The following is a 17,765-nucleotide window of genomic DNA, read 5'->3' on the forward strand; positions in this document are numbered from 1 at the left end:
GGAAGGCGCCCGCCTCTCTCATTTTTATTCCGCCGCGTCGGGCAGCTGGTCTTCTGGCTGGTTCTCGATCTTCGAGTTTTCCAGCTCAACCGAAAGACCGAGCGACCGCATTTCCTTGACGAGAACGTTGAAGCTCTCCGGAATACCGGCCTCGAAGGTATCGTCGCCACGGACGATCGCTTCGTAGACCTTGGTGCGGCCGGCCACGTCGTCCGACTTGACGGTCAGCATTTCCTGCAGCGTGTAGGCCGCGCCGTATGCTTCCAGAGCCCAGACTTCCATTTCCCCGAAGCGCTGTCCGCCGAACTGCGCCTTGCCGCCCAGCGGCTGCTGGGTAACGAGCGAGTAAGGACCGATCGAGCGAGCGTGGATCTTGTCGTCGACAAGGTGGTTCAGCTTGATCATGTACATGTAGCCGACGGTGACCTTGCGGTCGAACGGCTCACCGGTACGACCGTCATAAAGGACGGACTGACCGGATTCATGCAGACCTGCCTTCTTCAGCATCGCGGCGACGTCGGGCTCATGCGCACCGTCGAAGACCGGGGTCGCGATGGAAACACCGCGCTTGGCTTCTTCGGCAAGCTTCACCAGCGAGTCGTCGTCGAAACGCTGAACCTCGTCATTGGCTTCAGACGCGTAGATTTCCGTCAGCTCGCTGCGAAGCTCGCTGATGTCCATCGTCTTGCGATACTCTTCGAGCATCTCGCCGATCTTTTTGCCCATGCCTGCGCATGCCCATGCGAGGTGGGTTTCGAGGATCTGGCCGACGTTCATGCGCGAAGGCACGCCGAGCGGGTTCAAGCAGATGTCGACATGCGTGCCGTCTTCGAGGAACGGCATGTCCTCGACAGGAACGATACGCGAGACGACGCCCTTGTTACCGTGACGGCCGGCCATCTTGTCGCCCGGCTGGATCTTGCGCTTAACAGCAACGAAGACCTTGACCATCTTCATGACGCCCGGAGGCATTTCATCGCCGCGCTGGACCTTTTCGACCTTGTCCATGAAGCGCTGTTCAAGGCGCGACTTGGACTCGTCGTACTGGCCACGAAGCGCTTCGAGTTCGGACTGGGCCTTCTCGTCTTCGACCGCGAACATCCACCACTGCGAGCGGGGATATTCGGAGACGACGGCGTTGGAAAGCTCGACGCCCTTCTTGAAGCCCTTCGGACCGGCGATGGAAACGTGGCCACGCAGCATGTCGATCAGGCGGCCGTAGACGTTACGGTCAAGAATTGCCTGTTCGTCGTCGCGGTCCTTCGCCAGACGTTCGATCTCTTCGCGCTCGATAGCCATCGCGCGCTCGTCCTTCTCCACACCGTGACGGTTGAAGACGCGGACTTCGACGACCGTACCAAACGTGCCCGGAGGCATGCGCATGGAGGTGTCGCGAACGTCGGAAGCCTTTTCACCGAAGATGGCGCGCAGAAGCTTTTCTTCCGGCGTCATCGGGCTTTCGCCCTTCGGCGTGATCTTGCCGACGAGGATATCGCCCGGCTGAACTTCCGCACCGATGTAAACGATACCGGCTTCGTCGAGGTTCTTCAGCGCTTCTTCCGAAACGTTCGGAATGTCGCGCGTGATTTCTTCCGGACCAAGCTTCGTGTCGCGTGCCATCACTTCGAATTCTTCGATGTGGATGGAGGTGAACACGTCGTCGGAAACGATACGTTCCGACATCAGGATCGAGTCTTCGTAGTTATAGCCGTTCCAGGGCATGAACGCGACGAGCGCGTTACGGCCAAGTGCCAGATCGCCGAGGTCGGTCGACGGACCGTCCGCGATGATGTCACCCTTGGAGATGGCGTCACCGACGGAGACCAGCGGACGCTGGTTGACGCAGGTGTTCTGGTTCGAACGCTGGAACTTCTGCAGACGGTAGATATCGACGCCCGACTTGCCGGCATCGAGGTCTTCCGTAGCGCGGATAACGATACGCGTCGCATCCACCTGGTCGACTACACCGCCGCGGCGAGCCGCGATGGCAGCGCCGGAGTCGCGAGCAACAACCGGTTCCATGCCCGTGCCGACGAACGGCGCTTCCGCCCGCAGAAGCGGAACGGCCTGACGCTGCATGTTCGAGCCCATGAGAGCGCGGTTGGCGTCGTCGTTTTCCAGGAACGGAATGAGAGCCGCTGCGACCGAAACGAGCTGCTTCGGCGAAACGTCCATCAGGTTGATGTTGTCGCGCGGTGCGAGCATGACTTCGCCCGAATGACGGCAAACAACGAACTCTTCAACGAAGGCGCCTTCGCCATCAAGTTCGGCATTGGCCTGTGCGACGTAGTATTTGGCCTCTTCCATGGCGGAGAGGTAGATCACATCGGTCGTCACCTTGCCGTCGGTGATCTTGCGGTACGGGCTTTCGATGAAGCCGTACTTGTTCACACGGGCAAAGGTTGCAAGCGAGTTGATCAGACCGATGTTCGGGCCTTCAGGCGTTTCGATCGGGCAAATACGGCCGTAATGGGTCGGGTGAACGTCACGGACTTCAAAGCCGGCGCGCTCACGGGTCAGACCACCCGGTCCAAGAGCCGAAAGACGACGCTTGTGGGTGATTTCCGAAAGCGGGTTCACCTGGTCCATGAACTGCGACAGCTGCGAGGAACCGAAGAATTCGCGAACCGCGGCAGCTGCCGGCTTCGCATTGATCAGGTCCTGCGGCATCACGGTGTCGATTTCGATCGAGGACATACGTTCCTTGATCGCACGTTCCATGCGCAGAAGGCCCAGACGATACTGGTTTTCCATCAGCTCGCCGACAGAACGAACACGGCGGTTACCGAGGTTGTCGATGTCGTCGATTTCGCCCTTGCCGTCGCGCAGTTCGACCAGCATCTTGACGACCGCGAGGATGTCTTCCTTGCGCAGCGTGCGCACGGTGTCTTCCGCGTCGAGGTCGAGACGCATGTTCATCTTCACGCGGCCGACAGCCGAGAGATCGTAACGTTCAGCATCGAAGAACAGCGAGTTGAACATCGCTTCCGCCGAATCCATGGTCGGCGGCTCACCCGGACGCATGACGCGGTAGATGTCGAACAGGGCTTCCTGACGGTTCTCGTTCTTGTCCGCAGACAGCGTGTTGCGGATATAGGCGCCAACATTGACGTGGTCGATGTTGAGGACCGGAATCTCGTCGAAGCCGGACTGCAGGATGATGCCGAGCGTCTTCTCGTCGATTTCGTCGCCGGCTTCGAGATAGATTTCACCCGTCTCGTAGTTGACGATGTCTTCGGCCAGATAGTTGCCGTACAGGTCCTCGTCGGTCGCCTTCAGCGCCTTGAGGCCCTTTTCGGAGAGCTGGCGGATGAGGCGCGGGGTCAGCTTCTTGCCACCCTCGACAACGACTTCGCCGGTATCGGCGTCGATCATGTCGGTGATGACCTTGGCATTCTTCAGCGTCTCAGGCTGGAACGGAATGCGCCAGCCATCGCCGGAGCGCTCGTAGGAAGCCTTGGTGTAGAAGGTCGACAGGATTTCTTCGCCATCCATGCCAAGCGCCATCAGGAGCGAGGTCACGGGCAGCTTGCGGCGACGGTCGATACGCGCATAGACGATGTCCTTGGCGTCGAACTCGATGTCGAGCCAGGAACCGCGATACGGGATGACGCGGGCAGCGAACAAAAGCTTGCCGGAAGAATGGCTCTTGCCCTTGTCGTGATCGAAGAACACGCCCGGCGAACGGTGCATCTGCGAAACGATGACGCGCTCGGTGCCGTTGACGATGAACGTGCCGTTATTGGTCATGAGCGGCATGTCGCCCATGTAGACGGACTGTTCCTTGATGTCCTTGATGGACTTCGCGCCTGTATCCTCGTCAATATCGAACACGATGAGGCGCAGCGTCACTTTCAGCGGCGCTGCATAGGTCAGATCGCGCTGACGGCATTCCTCGACGTCGAACTTCGGCGCTTCGAATTCGTAAGATACGAATTCGAGCATGGATGCGCCCGAAAAATCGGTGATCGGGAATACGGATTTGAATACGGCATTCAATCCCTCGTCGGGACGGCCACCCTTGGGCTCGTCAACCATGAGAAACTGGTCATACGAAGCCTTCTGAACCTCGATGAGGTTCGGCATTTCCGCTACTTCTGGAATTTTGCCGAAAAACTTGCGTACGCGCCTGCGACCGTTAAACGAAAGGGTCTGAGCCATCGTCGCTCCTTTAAAATTGCATCCGGGCCTGCAACGGACGGGAACCGATGGCCAGTCGACCCCGTCAAGCAATGGGTATCATCAATCTCGTTCCACATCCCGGATCGATCAGGCCGGATTGCCTAGATGAGCCGGTTCGGAACCATTCTCTTGAAGAACCCATTACCCAAAAGCCATTTTCACGCGGCTTTTGGGTAATAAGTTTTAAAAACGATGACGACGGAAAGGGGCATGAAGCCCCTTCCCGCCAGCAATCGCAAGATTACTTAACGTCGACCTTAGCGCCGGCGTCTTCAAGCTTCTTCTTGAGGTCAGCAGCTTCAGCCTTGGAAACAGCTTCCTTGACAGCCTTCGGAGCGCCTTCAACGAGGTCCTTAGCTTCCTTCAGGCCGAGACCCGTGATAGCGCGGACTTCCTTGATGACGTTGATCTTGTTGGCGCCAGCGTCAACCAGGATCACGTCGAATTCAGTCTTTTCTTCTTCAACAGCAGCAGCAACGCCAGCACCGCCAGCAGCAGCAACAGCTACCGGAGCAGCAGCAGAAACGCCCCACTTTTCTTCAAGAAGCTTCGACAGTTCTGCAGCTTCCAGAACGGTCAGGGTGGAGAGGTCTTCAACGATCTTTGCGAGATCAGCCATTTTGATAGTTCCTTTTGTTCAGTTCGAACCAGTTTGAATAATTACAGCGAAAAACCGCCTTAAGCGGCTTCGTCCTTCTTGGCGTAAGCCGAAAACACGCGTGCAAGCTGGCTTGCAGGTGCGGCGACAACCGTAGCGACGCGAGTTGCCGGGGCATTGAGAAGGCCCAGCAGCTTTGCACGAAGCTCGTCCAGCGAAGGCAGGGTCGCAAGCGACTTGACTGCTTCGGCGTTGAGCGTGGTTGCACCCATGGCGCCGCCGAGAACAACGACTTTATCGTTGGTCTTTGCGAAGTCCATGACGACTTTCGGAGCGATCATCGGGTCGACGCTGTATGCAATCAGCGTCTGGCCCTTGAAGAGATTTGTCATCCCTTCCGACTCCGTGCCCTGAAGAGCGATCTTGGCCAGGCGGTTCTTCGCGACCTTGACGGTGCCTCCGGCAGCGCGCATCTTCGAACGGAAGTCGTTCATCTGCGCAACGGTGACACCAGCATAGTGGGCCACGACAACCGAACCGGAAGCCTTGAAGACTTCGTTCAGCTCCGTGACGAATTCGCGTTTTTCCGCTCTTTCCACTGTCTGTCTCCAGTAGACGGGACCACATGATTGTGAACCCGTCGGGTTTGCCTTTGCCCCAGGGGACCTTCTTACAAAGATCCCGAGCGACGCTCGAGGATCCTGTCCCCCGCTCTGTCGCCGCAAACGGCTCCAGGCACAGGCACACCAGGTTCGAACCGGACAGTCAGACATGCTTGGATGTCTCAAATCCAGCCTCACCCGTCTCATGCAGGTTGAATGATTAAGGCCAGATCCCGAAAGACATGGCCACCTGCAATCTCGGACAGGAGTTCCGGGTTTCCCCGGAAATCTCCGGCTCCCTGAGAGCCGGAAATTCTTTTAGTCACACGCCCCGAAAGACGCGCGAGAATTGATTAAGCCGTAACCGACGAAGGGTCGATCTTGACGCCCGGACCCATGGTCGAGGAAATCGCAACGCGCTTGACGTAGTTGCCCTTGGCACCCGTCGGCTTTGCCTTGATGACTGCATCGGCGAAAGCCTTGATGTTTTCCTCAAGAGCCTTGGCGTCGAACGAAGCCTTGCCGATACCGGCATGCACGATACCAGCCTTTTCGACACGGAATTCGACAGCGCCGCCCTTGGACGCCTTGACGGCGCCGGCGACATCCATCGTCACCGTACCGACCTTCGGGTTCGGCATCATGCCACGCGGGCCGAGTACCTTGCCGAGACGGCCGACGAGCGGCATCATGTCCGGGGTCGCGATGCAACGATCGAAGTCGATCTTGCCGCCCTGAACGATTTCAACCAGTTCTTCCGCGCCAACAACGTCAGCGCCGGCAGCCGTGGCTTCATCAGCCTTGACGCCACGGGCGAAAACGGCGACGCGAACGTCACGGCCGGTGCCGTTCGGCAGGTTGACAACGCCACGAACCATCTGGTCCGCATGGCGCGGGTCAACGCCGAGGTTCATCGAAACTTCAACGGTTTCGTCAAACTTGGCAACCGCACGTTCCTTGACCATCGAAATGGCGTCAGTGAGAACGTAAAGCTTGTTGGGATCCACGCCTTCGCGGATCTTCTGAATGCGCTTTGCTACCTTGGCCATGATCAACCTACCACTTCCAGGCCCATGGCGCGGGCGGAGCCCTCAACCATTGCCATTGCGCCTTCGATATCGGCTGCATTCAGATCCTTCATCTTGGCTTCAGCGATCGTCTTGACCTGAGCCTTGGTGATGGAGCCGACCTTGGCACCCTTGCCAGGCGTCTTGGAACCGGAGGTGATCTTAGCTTCCTTCTTCAGCCAATAGGTCATCGGCGGCTGCTTCATGACGAAGGTGAAGGACTTGTCCTGGTAATAGGTGATGACGACCGGGATCGGCATACCCTTTTCCATTTCCTGCGTGGCGGCATTGAACGCCTTGCAGAATTCCATGATGTTAATGCCACGCTGACCAAGTGCCGGACCGATCGGCGGGGACGGATTGGCCGACCCAGCCTTTACCTGCAACTTGAGCTGGCCTGCAACTTTCTTAGCCATATCTCTCTGCCTTTCAATTCAAACCGGTTACCCGGCTTCTCTGGCCGGATCGCTCCGGCGGCTGCGGTTGCGTGGTGCGGCGCCCTGCCCCGGCTTTGAGAGCCAGATTGCCTTCCACGCGCTTGGGGTTTCACCCCTCCAATCAGACCTTCTCGACCTGATTGTATTCCAGCTCGACCGGCGTAGCGCGGCCGAAAATCGAAACTTCCACCTTCAGGCGCGAACGCTCTTCGTCAACATCCTGCACCACGCCGTTGAACGACGCGAACGGACCGTCGGAAACGCGAACCTGCTCGCCGATCTCGAACGAAACCGAAGACTTCGGACGCTCGACACCTTCCTGAACCTGACCGAGAATACGATCGGCTTCATAATCGGGAATCGGAACAGGCTTATTGTCCGAACCGAGGAAACCGGTAACCTTCGGCGTGTTCTTGATGAGGTGATAGGCCTCATCCGTCAGGTTGGCGCGCACCAGCACGTAACCCGGAAAGAACTTGCGTTCGCTATCAACCTTACGGCCGCGACGCACCTCGACAACCTTTTCGGTCGGCACGAGGATTTTCTCGAAAAGATGATCAAGACCCTTCTGGCGGGCCTTTTCCTCGATCGACTCGGCGACCTTCTTTTCGAAATTCGAATATGCGTGAACGATATACCAGCGTGCTGCCATTTTTATTCTCCGTTCAATCCTTCACCAGGCCGTTACCGGCCTACGTTCAGCACGAGGCTGAGCAGCCAGCCGATGAGCTGGTCTGCAGCAAAGAAGAACAGAGCCGCAAAAATGACCATCACCAGCACCATAGCCGTCGAAATCATGGTCTCGCGGCGCGACGGCCAAGTAATTTTTGACGCTTCGGCGCGAACCTGCTGCAGAAACGTAAACGGATTGGTTTTGGATGCCATTGACTGCCCACGCAATTACGGCGCGTAAAGCCGAACTAATCAGCCCCACGCACCGCGTGTCTGTTTTGACCTACATAAACACCGATTCCACTTTTAACAAGAGGAAATCGACATTCCGCGAAATTCACCGGAAATCCGGTATCCATCTGCCGTGCAGCGAAGACCGCGCTTGCGAATGGAAAGTGGCAGGGGCAGTAAGGCTCGAACTTACGACCTGCGGTTTTGGAGACCGCCGCTCTACCAACTGAGCTATACCCCTTCATCACCGTAACTGACCGCGAAAATCGCTTGGCCAGTTCGATATGCGTTCCTTTAAGGTGCACGGAAAAGAATGGCAAGGGTGTTTTTCGTTTTTTCACAATGTCTGGCAAAATACACGGACGAGCCGCCTGCCCCACCCGGCACAATACCTATTCCCTTGATCTTTCTCACACTCCCCAACAGGAAAAACCCATGAGCATCTATCTCGTCCGTCACGGCCAGACCGAATTTAATGCCGTCCAGCGCTGGCAGGGTCAGATCGATTCGCCGTTGACGGAGCTGGGACGACAACAGGCGGCGCGCATGGGGCGTAAGCTCGCCGCGCTGACCGGCACAGGTGAAGCGCATGTTTTCTCGAGCCCGCTCGGACGGGCACGGCAGACCTGCGAGATCATAGCCGGCGAGATCGGCATGATCGACGGTATCACCCTCGATCCGGGTCTGATGGAAATCGGCATGGGTGCATGGGATGGCATGACGGATTACGAGATCGATCACGAATATCCCGGCATGCGCGACGGACTGGACCGGCATGAGTGGTTTTTTCACGCCCCTGGGGGTGAAACATTTGAGAAAATGACGGACCGCGTTGCCCGCAGCCTGGAGACGATCAAACAGAGGCAGGCCCGCGACGCGATCATCATCTGCCACGGCATCACCAGCCGGATATTACGCGGCGTTTATGCGAGCCTCCCGAAAGACGAGACACTGCGCCTCGAAGTACCGCAAGACGCGTTCTTCCATCTCAGGCACGGCGACATTGTCCGGGTCGATTGCTGAGGCTTTTTTGCAATAAAAAACCCCGCTGTCTCCAGCGGGGTTTTCTCAAATCCCTTACGGGAAAAGATTACTCGACGATCGAAGCCACGATGCCGGCGCCGACGGTACGGCCGCCTTCGCGGATAGCGAAGCGCAGCTTTTCTTCCATCGCAATCGGAACGATCAGCTCGACTTCAACCGTGACGTTGTCGCCAGGCATAACCATTTCCGTGCCTTCCGGCAGAGAAACGATACCGGTAACGTCCGTCGTGCGGAAGTAGAACTGCGGGCGGTAGTTCGTGAAGAACGGCGTATGACGGCCGCCTTCTTCCTTCGTCAGGATGTAGGCTTCTGCCATGAACTTCTTGTGCGGCTTGACCGAACCCGGCTTGCACAGGATCTGACCACGCTCAACGCCGTCACGGGTAACGCCGCGAACCAGAGCACCGATGTTGTCGCCAGCCTGGCCCTGATCGAGCAGCTTGCGGAACATTTCAACGCCGGTAACCGTCGTCTTCGAAGTCGGACGAATGCCGACGATCTCGACTTCTTCACCAACCTTGACGATACCGCGCTCAACGCGACCCGTCACAACCGTACCACGGCCAGAGATCGAGAACACGTCTTCGATCGGCATCAGGAACGGCTGGTCGATCGGACGCTCAGGCGTCGGGATGTAGGCGTCAACAGCAGCCATCAGCTCGCGGATCGCGTCTTCACCGATCTTCTTGTCAGAATCTTCAAGAGCGGCAAGTGCCGAACCCTTGACGATCGGGATATCGTCGCCCGGGAAGTCGTAGGACGACAGAAGTTCGCGAACTTCAAGCTCGACGAGCTCGAGAAGCTCGGCGTCGTCAACCTGGTCGACCTTGTTGAGGAACACGACGATTGCCGGAACGCCAACCTGACGGGCAAGCAGGATGTGCTCGCGGGTCTGCGGCATAGGGCCGTCAGCAGCCGAGCAAACCAGGATCGCGCCGTCCATCTGGGCAGCACCGGTGATCATGTTCTTCACGTAGTCGGCGTGGCCGGGGCAGTCGACGTGCGCGTAGTGACGGGCAGGCGTCTCATACTCAACGTGTGCCGTCGAAATCGTGATACCACGGGCCTTTTCTTCAGGCGCGGCGTCGATCTGGTCATACGCCTTGAATTCGCCGAAGAACTTCGTGATCGCGGCAGTCAGCGACGTCTTGCCATGGTCAACGTGACCGATCGTGCCAATGTTGACGTGCGGCTTATTGCGCTCAAACTTGCTCTTTGCCATGTGAATTGCTTCCTGTGAACGTGAAGTAGTTTCCCCGGCGAACCGGTTTGGTGTCGCCGTTTAAGGCTTTGTAAGCGAATGCGCAAGACTTAATTGCGAAAGCGCCTGCGCACGCGCTTCAAGCGTGCCCCGAGGCCCGCATATGGTGTGCCGTTTGCGACATTTAAACCCTTGGAAGGATGACATCGACGCAAGCCGCGCGGAGTGCCTTTCTGCTATTCTCGATCACTAATTAAGATATTTCCATCACAACTTCTTTACCTGCACCGCCATGATGGCTTAAGGACAATCCATCGCCGGGGGAGACGGGCGATCCCGATGCGGCGCCGGGCGCCATCCCATGCCTTATCTCGTTGCGTCGCTTTCCCCCGCGACCTTTCTATCCGTTTCAGGACCATTCCATGGAAATCTTCACAGCCGCCGGTTTCACGGCATTCTTACAGGTCATCGCGATCGATCTCGTTCTGGCGGGCGACAATGCCATCGTCATCGGCCTTGCCGCCGCCGGTCTTCCCGCCCATCTTCGCCGCAAGGCAATCCTGGTGGGCATCATCGCCGCCACCGTTTTGCGCATCGCCTTTGCCGCCGTCACCGTGCAGCTTCTCGCCATTGTGGGGCTGCAATTGTTCGGCGGCCTGCTGCTCGCCTGGGTGTGCTGGAAAATGTGGTCTGAACTGCGCGAAGCTGCCGGCTCCATCGAAGACGAGGTGACCGACGACGAAGCCGATCTGACCAAAGGCCACAAGACTTTCTTTCAGGCCGCAACCCAGATCGTCATCGCCGATGTCTCCATGTCGCTGGACAACGTTCTGGCTGTTGCCGGCGCCGCACAGGAACATGTGACCGTCCTGGTGATCGGCCTCATCGTTTCGATCGCCCTCATGGGGCTTGCCGCCAACTTCGTCGCCAAGCTGCTGCACCGCTATCGCTGGATTTCCTATCTCGGTCTGATGGTTATCATCTATGTGGCGCTCAACATGCTCTATCACGGCGTGATCGAAGTCTTGCCCTATATCAAGGCCTATCTGGGCTGAGCCGCCCCGCAGGAGCGCCATTTGAAAGGCCCGGAAACGTGAAGGTTTCCGGGCCTTTTTTACGCGCTGCCGAGTGCGATGAACGTCTTCGAAAACCCCTTCGACCCACCGGCAGGCACACCTCGAGAATCACGCGATTCAACCGCTGCAACATCCGGGCAAGGCAGGGAAATCGTAATTTCTCGCCTATGGGTTCTGGCAATTGAGGTCAGCCACAAGCAAGCCTAGGGAGCTAGTAATAAGTCATAATAATAAAAAGAAAGGTAAAGCTGCCAATGGCTTATGACTGGAGCGGCGGTCGTACCCGTCGCCTTCGAAGGGTGAAACTCGGCGTTGTCGCAAGCTCCCTCATCCTTCTCGCGCTGCTGGCGTCGCTCGTTCTCGTCTGAACGCGCCGCAAGCGCAGACCAACACTGACCGGCGGCATGGCAAGGTTTCATAACCGCCCTGCCGCCGCTCCTTTAAAGGCTACTGCTGCCGATCAGGACTTCTTCTTTTCCACGCAGTGAACCGGCTTCTTCATCTCCGGATCCGCCATCAGATCATAAAGATCGGCCTCCTCACCCTTCGACCACCAGACGTGAACGCCTCCCTGATATCTGGCGCCTGAGCCTGAAATGACATTCGCAGCAACGATGACGCCATCCTTCAGCCCCAGCCGCACGAGGCTGATGTCGCCGGCATTGAAATAAACGGCATCCACCGTGTCGGCGTCGCATTGATAGACAGCCTCGACCTTTTCAATCGTCGCGTCCTTCGGAAGCGGAATCACCAAGTCTTCGGCCAGAGCGCTGGAAGCGACCATCGGCGACAGGATTGCGAGACACGTGATGGCGATGGATTTTCTCATGATGACCCTTTCCTGATCCAGTCGAAACATAAGGTCACGACAGCAAAGCCAAAATTGGGCGGACCATTCCTGACTTTTGGAATTTGCGGGAACATGAACGACGGGGACATGCCGAAGCGTATCGACGACACGTCCATCCGCTGTCAGCTCATGCCGGAAGGCACACCCGGTGCCCTTATCGATACATCCAATAAGCGGCGCCAAGGATAACCGCCCACATCAGCAATGATATGGCCAGCACTGTGAGATAGTTTCGAAATCGTCTGGTCATCCGCCCACATTGCCGGTCGGCCGTCACGGGACAGCGCTTACCGTTGAATTGCTGGATGCGGGTCGAACCGCAGGATCAACTCTTTCTACCAAGATACTGAATCACGGACTATTCACAGATTTTACCCGCCCGAAAACGGGGTTGCCCCAGGGCTCCGGATGTTACCGGCTGTAAGAGTTAACTCCCGGCCACGCCTGACCATCTTGCATGGCCATAAGAAACCTTCACACCTTTGCCCTATCTGGTGGTGGCGATGGAGAGCGCATGAACACACCCTCCCCGGCTGAAACGGTTCCGGCCTGCCAATATGATTCTGGAATCAGTCTGATGGTCGGGCGACGGCAGTCGGCCGCCGCCCCGTCGCTTGTCAGCTCTTCAGCGCCGTGTTGCACAGGCTCCAGTAGCCGCCGCCCTTCTGAATCCACTTCAGATCGCCGAGCGTGCCGTCATTCTTGTTCTTGTGGTAGGAGTCGACACAGGTCTTCAGGCGTGCCTTGCCGGGCGTTTCGCTTGAATATTTCTTATCGACAGCACTCGGAAAAGCGACGCCCTTCGGGGCCTTTGTCGTCGCTTTTTCGGGTTCTTTGTCGGTTGTGGCCGCGACCTGCTTGTCGTCGGCCGCATCTTCGGCCGCCGCATCGGCACCGCAGAATTTGGCGCGATAGTCGTTCCACTTGACGTCCTTCGCGGACCCGTCGGCTTTCGCCGCCTGATACTTCACGCTGCACTCCTTCATGGTGAGTGCGGCTGCGGGGGAGACGAACGCTGCCGATGCCAGCAGCGCAAAGGATGAGAGAATGACAACCCTGTTAAACATTGAAGACTCCCGTTTGCATGATTGCCGGCCGACTATCCGACCGGATTTTTCGCTTGTCAACGAGCAGTGCGGGAAGGACGGAAAGTCGAATTGACGGGGAAATGAAACGTGTTCAGAGGACACGGCATCTTCCTGATGAAGACGGCATCATGCCGGCTCACATTTGCGCGTGGAAGCGTAATGCCCAACAGCCGCAGCAAGCGACCTCTCCAATCCCGCCGCCTCACCTTTTTCCAGTCGCGAAGAATCACGTGTTCGTGTGACGTCAACCCTGTCACGGAACGAATTTCCTAAATTTTCGTTAGCATCCCGAACGAATAACGAGGATTTATCGATGTTGAGGATGCCGAAGACTATCTCCGCACTCGCTCTTGGCGTCGCATTATCTGGCGCTTCAGTCATGCCCGCCCACGCGCTGAGCCTTATACAGCCGGCCTATGAACCGCCGGAACAGGCGCAGAATTCGAACCAGCGTGGCTACCCCGCGTCCGCCTTCGCCGCGGGCAAGGGTGAGGAAGCCACATCGAATGGTTACGCCCTGTCGCAGGCGGAGATAAATCACGTCAAATGGTGTGCGGCGCGATACACCTCCTACCATCCGACCGATAACAGCTACATGGCCCCCGCGGGGGCACGCACCCAGTGTCTTTCTCCCTATTAACGCCCGGCTGGGAGAACAGCCTGTTGCGCACGCAGGTTCCGGAGCTGGCTCCAGTTACGATACGCTTTTAGCCGCCTCGTCGATCAATCCGGCGACGGCGGCAGGATGCGACGCAAGGGATGCGTGGCTTGCTTCAAGCGAAATAACCTGACGAGCCCCCAGTCGAGCCGACATCAGATGCTGGTTCTCCGGGGAGATCATCCGATCATCGGTTGAAATCTGATACCAGGACGGTTTTGCCTTCCAGGCAGGCTTCGAGATAGCATTTCCAAAGGTCGAGGCGAGCGGCGCCTTCTGGGTCACCGCCATGACCAGCGCTTCATCAGCGCTGAGATCCTGGCAAAAACTCTCATGGAACTTGTCTGCGCGCAGCCAGAGATAACCGTCGTCATCAGGCGCAAGATTTGCAACCGCCGCAGGCGGATGCTGCTGAGTAATGCCTCCGGGGCTCTCGCCGGCATCGGGAGCGAAGGCGGCGATATAAACAAGCCCGACAACATTCGGCAGATTGCCGACTTCCGTGATGACCGCGCCACCGTAGGAGTGTCCAACAAGCAGGACGGGGCCATCCTGTTGCGCAACCATCTTGCGGGTGCGCTCAACATCGTCGGCGAGTGATGTCAGTGGTAATTCGACAGCCTTGAGAGTGTAACCTCTGCCGGCAAGATCGACGATTACTTTGCTCCAGTGGGCAGCCCCACCCCAGAACCCATGCACGAGAATAATCGTCGGCTTCGAACCCATGTGTCACTCCTCGGTTGGAATTACGACACCGGTCGTTGGCCGCTCTTGTCGGACATTCGCTGGCGTCGAGTGATTACTGCACTTGCCGGGACAGGAATAATTGGCGCATCCTGACCCCGCGAGAGCAATGTAGCATGCCGTTATGGTGCCGGTCGAAATCATATGTAAACACGATAGCGTCACCTGTGGGCTTGGCCCGGCGAGCGCTGATTACGCAACTGAGTGAATTGAGACTAACATCAGATAGTCGACAGGCAAGCCCATATGGGCCCCTGCTCCAAAAACTCTATCGATGTTGGAAAGAGCCGTTGGATTTCCAGCAAGATTTTTGACGGGCGACTTCAAGTCGTGACATTTTGAGGGCGAGGTCGGCCCGGCTTCCAACCGCTTTAATCAATACCGCGATTTCTAACACCAGAATTGCTGGATGCCCTGCACGATCTTGCGCGCGTAGGAAAACGCTGCAAACAGCATCTAATGAACGTCTTTCATTGTACCGGGAGAGTAAATGGAGCGGGTAGCGGGAATCGAACCCGCGTATTCAGCTTGGAAGGCTGCTGCTCTACCATTGAGCTATACCCGCGGTGGTGATTTCGATCCGTGCAGAATGGTGGAGGGAGTTGGATTTGAACCAACGTAGGCGTAGCCAACGGATTTACAGTCCGTCCCCTTTAACCACTCGGGCATCCCTCCAGCTTTCTGCTAGGATCGAGCTACCAAGCTCTTCAGATTTTGCCGCGGCGAAGCGCCGTTGCGTCGTCTGTGGCGCGTATATGACGGCCTCGTTCGTTTCTGTCAACACGCCCTTTCACGAATTTTCGGGAAAAAATTCAAACATGTTTACAGTCCTGTGGATTATCGCGGGGGCTGGTGCGCGCCTCCTAGCGGAGATATAAGGCGCCATGAGCAAAGACGATCCAAACAACAAATCCACCCGCGATACGCACTACGCCACCCTGCGCCGCGCCGTACGCGACGCCAAGCGCGAAAGGGGTGAAATCCCCACTCCGCCGCAGCAGAGGCGCAGGAACCGCGATGCGGACGACTGGAAGCCGCCGCAGCTTGCACCGGATCAGGTGCATCTTTACGGCCTGCACACCGTGCGCGCCGCACTCACCAATCCCGAACGGCAGATCGTCAAGCTCTCCGTCACCCAGAATGCGCTTGCGCGTCTGGACATCGGCGAGGCGGACGCCCAGCCCTTCCCGGTCGAGATGGTTTCCCCGCAGGATATCGACAAGGTGCTCGGCCCCGAGGCGATCCATCAGGGCGTGATGCTGGAAACGAAGCCGTTGCCGGTCAAGAGGCTCGGCGCGCTGAAGGACAGCCCACTCGTCCTCGTGCTCGATCAGGTTACCGATCCCCACAATGTCGGCGCCATCATGCGCTCGGCGGTGGCCTTCAACGCCGGTGCCGTCATCACCACCATGCGCCACAGCCCGACCGAGTCGGGCGTCCTGGCAAAATCCGCCTCCGGCGCGCTGGAACTCATTCCCTATATCCAGGTCACCAATCTGGCCGATGCTCTGGGCGAGCTGCACAAGCTCGGCTTCTTCTCAGTCGGGTTGGATTCAGAAGGCCCCGCCCCTATCGAACAGACCTTCAGCGGCGCAAAAGTCGCGCTGGTACTGGGAGCCGAAGGCAAGGGCCTGCGCCAGAAGACTCGCGAAACCGTCTCCGCGCTCGCCCGTCTCGATATGCCCGGCGAGATCAAATCGCTTAACGTGTCCAATGCGGCGGCCATCGCCCTTTACGCAACGCAGCAATTTCTGGGCAAAGCGTCGTCCTGACGCTTTCCCTTCCTTGCGAAATCACAAAGCGCAACGCATGCTGCGCTTTTTCGCAAGGAGCAAATTTCAACATGACCGAGCAGACCATCAAACCGACCGGCGAGCTGACGCTCAGGACGCTTGCCATGCCGGCCGACGCCAATCCCGCCGGTGATATTTTCGGCGGCTGGGTCATGTCGCAGATGGACTTGGCAAGCGGCATCCGCGCAGCCGAACGCTCGCGCTGTCGCGTGGTGACGGCGGCGGTCAAGGAAATGGCTTTCGAACTGCCGGTGAAGATCGGCGATACGCTGTCCATCTATACCGATATCGCCCGCGTCGGCCGCACCTCCATCACATTGACGGTTGAGGCCTGGGCACAGCGGTCGCGTTTCGACAAGCTGGAAAAGGTCACCGCCGGTACCTTCATCATGGTGGCGATGGACGAAAACGGGCAGCCGACGCCCATTCCTCCGGGGGAGTAGGCACGATGGAGGCCGCCGTCAACGCCGCGGAAGCCTATTCGCACATCCGTGCCGTCATGGGCATGGTGGTCGGCCTCAGCCTCGCCCGCCTTCTGACCGGCCTTGCCGGTTTCGTGCAACATCCAAAGAAGGAACGCATCTATCCGCTGCATCTCGGCTGGGTGGCGTTCCTGTTTCTGATGCTGGTGCATTTCTGGTGGTGGGAACACCGGCTTTCCGCCACCGGCCACGTGCTGGGCTTCGGCGCTTTCCTGTTCCTCATCCTGTTCTGCTCGCTGTTTTATTTCCTCTGCGTGCTGCTGTTTCCCACCGACATGAAGGAATATAAGGGATATGAGGACTACTTCTTTTCCCGCAAAAGCTGGTTCTTCGGTTTTCTGGCAGCGCTTTTCGTCACCGATGTCGGCGACACACTGCTGAAGGGACAGGATTATCTTGCAACGCTCGGCCCGGAATATCTCATCCGTACCGCCATTTACGTCGTTCTTTTCACGTCCGCTGCCTTCATCGGCAACCGCCGCTTCCACCGGTTCCTCGTCATCTTCGCATTGATCTACCAGATCGCCTGGATTTTCCGCACCTACGACCTGCTGGCCTGAAGACCGTAACGCCCTGACGCCGTCATTGTGTCGCGGTGACATTTCGCCGCGATTATGGCATTCCGGCCTTATGGGACATATTCGCAGGATCATGCAGGACAGAAGCTCGGCTGGCGCCATCGCCACGCTGGCCGTCCTGCTTTTCCTCCTGCAGGGTCTCGCCAACGGCCTGACCAGCGGCAACATGGCCATGGCCGCGCTTGCGGCGGATGAGGTCATCTGTTCCAGCCACATGCCCGAAGGGCCCGCAAAGCAGGACCCGGCGGGCAAAATTGCCGCCGACTGCTGCGGAACGCTGTGCCGGCTGGCATCGGCCACCATTGCCACTCTTCCGGTCACACCTGTCGAACGCGCAGACAGTGTCGTTACGACGGACGAAGTCGCCTTTTTGAACTTCGATGCGGCATTGCCGCCATCGCCGCCCAATCTGGAATCACGCCCCCGCGCACCGCCCGCCCCTCCGCAGAACTGAAACACGCC

Annotated in this window: 18 protein-coding genes and 3 tRNA genes; 7 read left to right on the forward strand and 14 right to left on the reverse strand. The window is 58.0% G+C overall.

Annotated elements, in window-relative coordinates:
• Window positions 1-24 precede the first annotated feature (24 nt).
• The 8 genes from rpoB to QSV77_RS08110 form a co-directional block, all read right to left on the reverse strand.
• Window positions 25-4,161: a DNA-directed RNA polymerase subunit beta gene (rpoB, locus tag QSV77_RS08075; RefSeq protein WP_142840176.1), complete on the reverse strand. Its 4,137-nt coding sequence runs from the start codon at window positions 4,159-4,161 to the stop codon at window positions 25-27.
• A 262-nt stretch (window positions 4,162-4,423) separates the two neighbouring features.
• Window positions 4,424-4,801, reverse strand: coding sequence for a 50S ribosomal protein L7/L12 (gene rplL / locus QSV77_RS08080; protein WP_142840177.1), 378 nt, complete (start codon window positions 4,799-4,801; stop codon window positions 4,424-4,426).
• Window positions 4,802-4,860: 59 nt separating this feature from the next.
• Complete coding sequence (gene rplJ, locus QSV77_RS08085) at window positions 4,861-5,379, reverse strand: 50S ribosomal protein L10 (RefSeq protein WP_142840178.1); 519 nt, start codon at window positions 5,377-5,379, stop codon at window positions 4,861-4,863.
• A gap of 356 nt (window positions 5,380-5,735) precedes the next feature.
• Window positions 5,736-6,431: a 50S ribosomal protein L1 gene (rplA, locus tag QSV77_RS08090; protein ID WP_142840179.1), complete on the reverse strand. Its 696-nt coding sequence runs from the start codon at window positions 6,429-6,431 to the stop codon at window positions 5,736-5,738.
• Between the two features lie 2 nt (window positions 6,432-6,433).
• Window positions 6,434-6,865: a 50S ribosomal protein L11 gene (gene rplK, locus QSV77_RS08095; protein WP_027677153.1), complete on the reverse strand. Its 432-nt coding sequence runs from the start codon at window positions 6,863-6,865 to the stop codon at window positions 6,434-6,436.
• Between the two features lie 142 nt (window positions 6,866-7,007).
• Window positions 7,008-7,538: a transcription termination/antitermination protein NusG gene (nusG, locus tag QSV77_RS08100; protein WP_046798156.1), complete on the reverse strand. Its 531-nt coding sequence runs from the start codon at window positions 7,536-7,538 to the stop codon at window positions 7,008-7,010.
• A gap of 32 nt (window positions 7,539-7,570) precedes the next feature.
• Window positions 7,571-7,771, reverse strand: coding sequence for a preprotein translocase subunit SecE (gene secE, locus QSV77_RS08105; RefSeq protein ID WP_003523719.1), 201 nt, complete (start codon window positions 7,769-7,771; stop codon window positions 7,571-7,573).
• Between the two features lie 183 nt (window positions 7,772-7,954).
• Window positions 7,955-8,030: transfer RNA gene (locus QSV77_RS08110), tRNA-Trp, on the reverse strand.
• Between the two features lie 194 nt (window positions 8,031-8,224).
• On the opposite strand from QSV77_RS08110, the gene QSV77_RS08115 reads away from it, so the two are divergent.
• Window positions 8,225-8,812, forward strand: a complete 588-nt coding sequence (locus tag QSV77_RS08115) for a histidine phosphatase family protein (RefSeq protein WP_302733086.1) — start codon at window positions 8,225-8,227, stop codon at window positions 8,810-8,812.
• 67 nt (window positions 8,813-8,879) lie between these two features.
• Here QSV77_RS08115 and tuf read toward each other — a convergent pair whose 3' ends face one another.
• Window positions 8,880-10,055 carry an elongation factor Tu gene (gene tuf, locus QSV77_RS08120; protein ID WP_080824790.1) on the reverse strand — a complete coding sequence of 392 codons (1,176 nt, stop codon included), beginning with the start codon at window positions 10,053-10,055 and terminating at the stop codon, window positions 8,880-8,882.
• Between the two features lie 401 nt (window positions 10,056-10,456).
• Here tuf and QSV77_RS08125 point away from each other — a divergent pair, with 401 nt between their 5' ends.
• On the forward strand, window positions 10,457-11,089 hold the full coding sequence (locus tag QSV77_RS08125) for a TerC family protein (protein ID WP_142840181.1): 633 nt from the start codon (window positions 10,457-10,459) through the stop codon (window positions 11,087-11,089).
• Between the two features lie 481 nt (window positions 11,090-11,570).
• On the opposite strand, the gene QSV77_RS08130 is transcribed toward QSV77_RS08125, so the two are convergent.
• Entirely contained in the window at window positions 11,571-11,939 is a 369-nt protein-coding gene (locus QSV77_RS08130) for an MliC family protein (RefSeq protein ID WP_302733087.1), read from the reverse strand.
• Window positions 11,940-12,577: 638 nt separating this feature from the next.
• Window positions 12,578-13,027 (reverse strand): hypothetical protein, encoded by a 450-nt coding sequence (locus QSV77_RS08135; protein WP_142840184.1) that lies wholly within the window; start codon window positions 13,025-13,027, stop codon window positions 12,578-12,580.
• 334 nt (window positions 13,028-13,361) lie between these two features.
• Between QSV77_RS08135 and QSV77_RS08140 the strand changes: the two genes are divergently transcribed.
• On the forward strand, window positions 13,362-13,688 hold the full coding sequence (locus QSV77_RS08140; protein WP_302733088.1) for a BA14K family protein: 327 nt from the start codon (window positions 13,362-13,364) through the stop codon (window positions 13,686-13,688).
• Window positions 13,689-13,742: 54 nt separating this feature from the next.
• Here the strand turns inward: QSV77_RS08140 and QSV77_RS08145 are convergent, their stop codons facing one another.
• The 3 genes from QSV77_RS08145 to QSV77_RS08155 form a co-directional block, all read right to left on the reverse strand.
• Window positions 13,743-14,432, reverse strand: a complete 690-nt coding sequence (locus tag QSV77_RS08145; protein ID WP_142840186.1) for an alpha/beta hydrolase — start codon at window positions 14,430-14,432, stop codon at window positions 13,743-13,745.
• Window positions 14,433-14,941: 509 nt separating this feature from the next.
• Window positions 14,942-15,015 (reverse strand) — tRNA-Gly (locus QSV77_RS08150).
• Between the two features lie 25 nt (window positions 15,016-15,040).
• Window positions 15,041-15,125: transfer RNA gene (locus QSV77_RS08155), tRNA-Tyr, on the reverse strand.
• 209 nt (window positions 15,126-15,334) lie between these two features.
• On the opposite strand from QSV77_RS08155, the gene rlmB reads away from it, so the two are divergent.
• From rlmB to QSV77_RS08175, 4 genes are all read left to right on the forward strand, one after another.
• Window positions 15,335-16,222, forward strand: a complete 888-nt coding sequence (gene rlmB / locus QSV77_RS08160; protein WP_271362108.1) for a 23S rRNA (guanosine(2251)-2'-O)-methyltransferase RlmB — start codon at window positions 15,335-15,337, stop codon at window positions 16,220-16,222.
• Window positions 16,223-16,293: 71 nt separating this feature from the next.
• Window positions 16,294-16,686: an acyl-CoA thioesterase gene (locus QSV77_RS08165; protein ID WP_142840188.1), complete on the forward strand. Its 393-nt coding sequence runs from the start codon at window positions 16,294-16,296 to the stop codon at window positions 16,684-16,686.
• Window positions 16,687-16,691: 5 nt separating this feature from the next.
• Window positions 16,692-17,285, forward strand: coding sequence for a hypothetical protein (locus QSV77_RS08170; protein WP_142840189.1), 594 nt, complete (start codon window positions 16,692-16,694; stop codon window positions 17,283-17,285).
• Window positions 17,286-17,355: 70 nt separating this feature from the next.
• On the forward strand, window positions 17,356-17,757 hold the full coding sequence (locus tag QSV77_RS08175; RefSeq protein ID WP_142840190.1) for a DUF2946 family protein: 402 nt from the start codon (window positions 17,356-17,358) through the stop codon (window positions 17,755-17,757).
• Window positions 17,758-17,765: the final 8 nt, after the last annotated feature.

It is taken from the genome of Agrobacterium sp. V1 (assembly GCF_030518355.1).
Taxonomy (GTDB): domain Bacteria; phylum Pseudomonadota; class Alphaproteobacteria; order Rhizobiales; family Rhizobiaceae; genus Agrobacterium; species Agrobacterium cucumeris.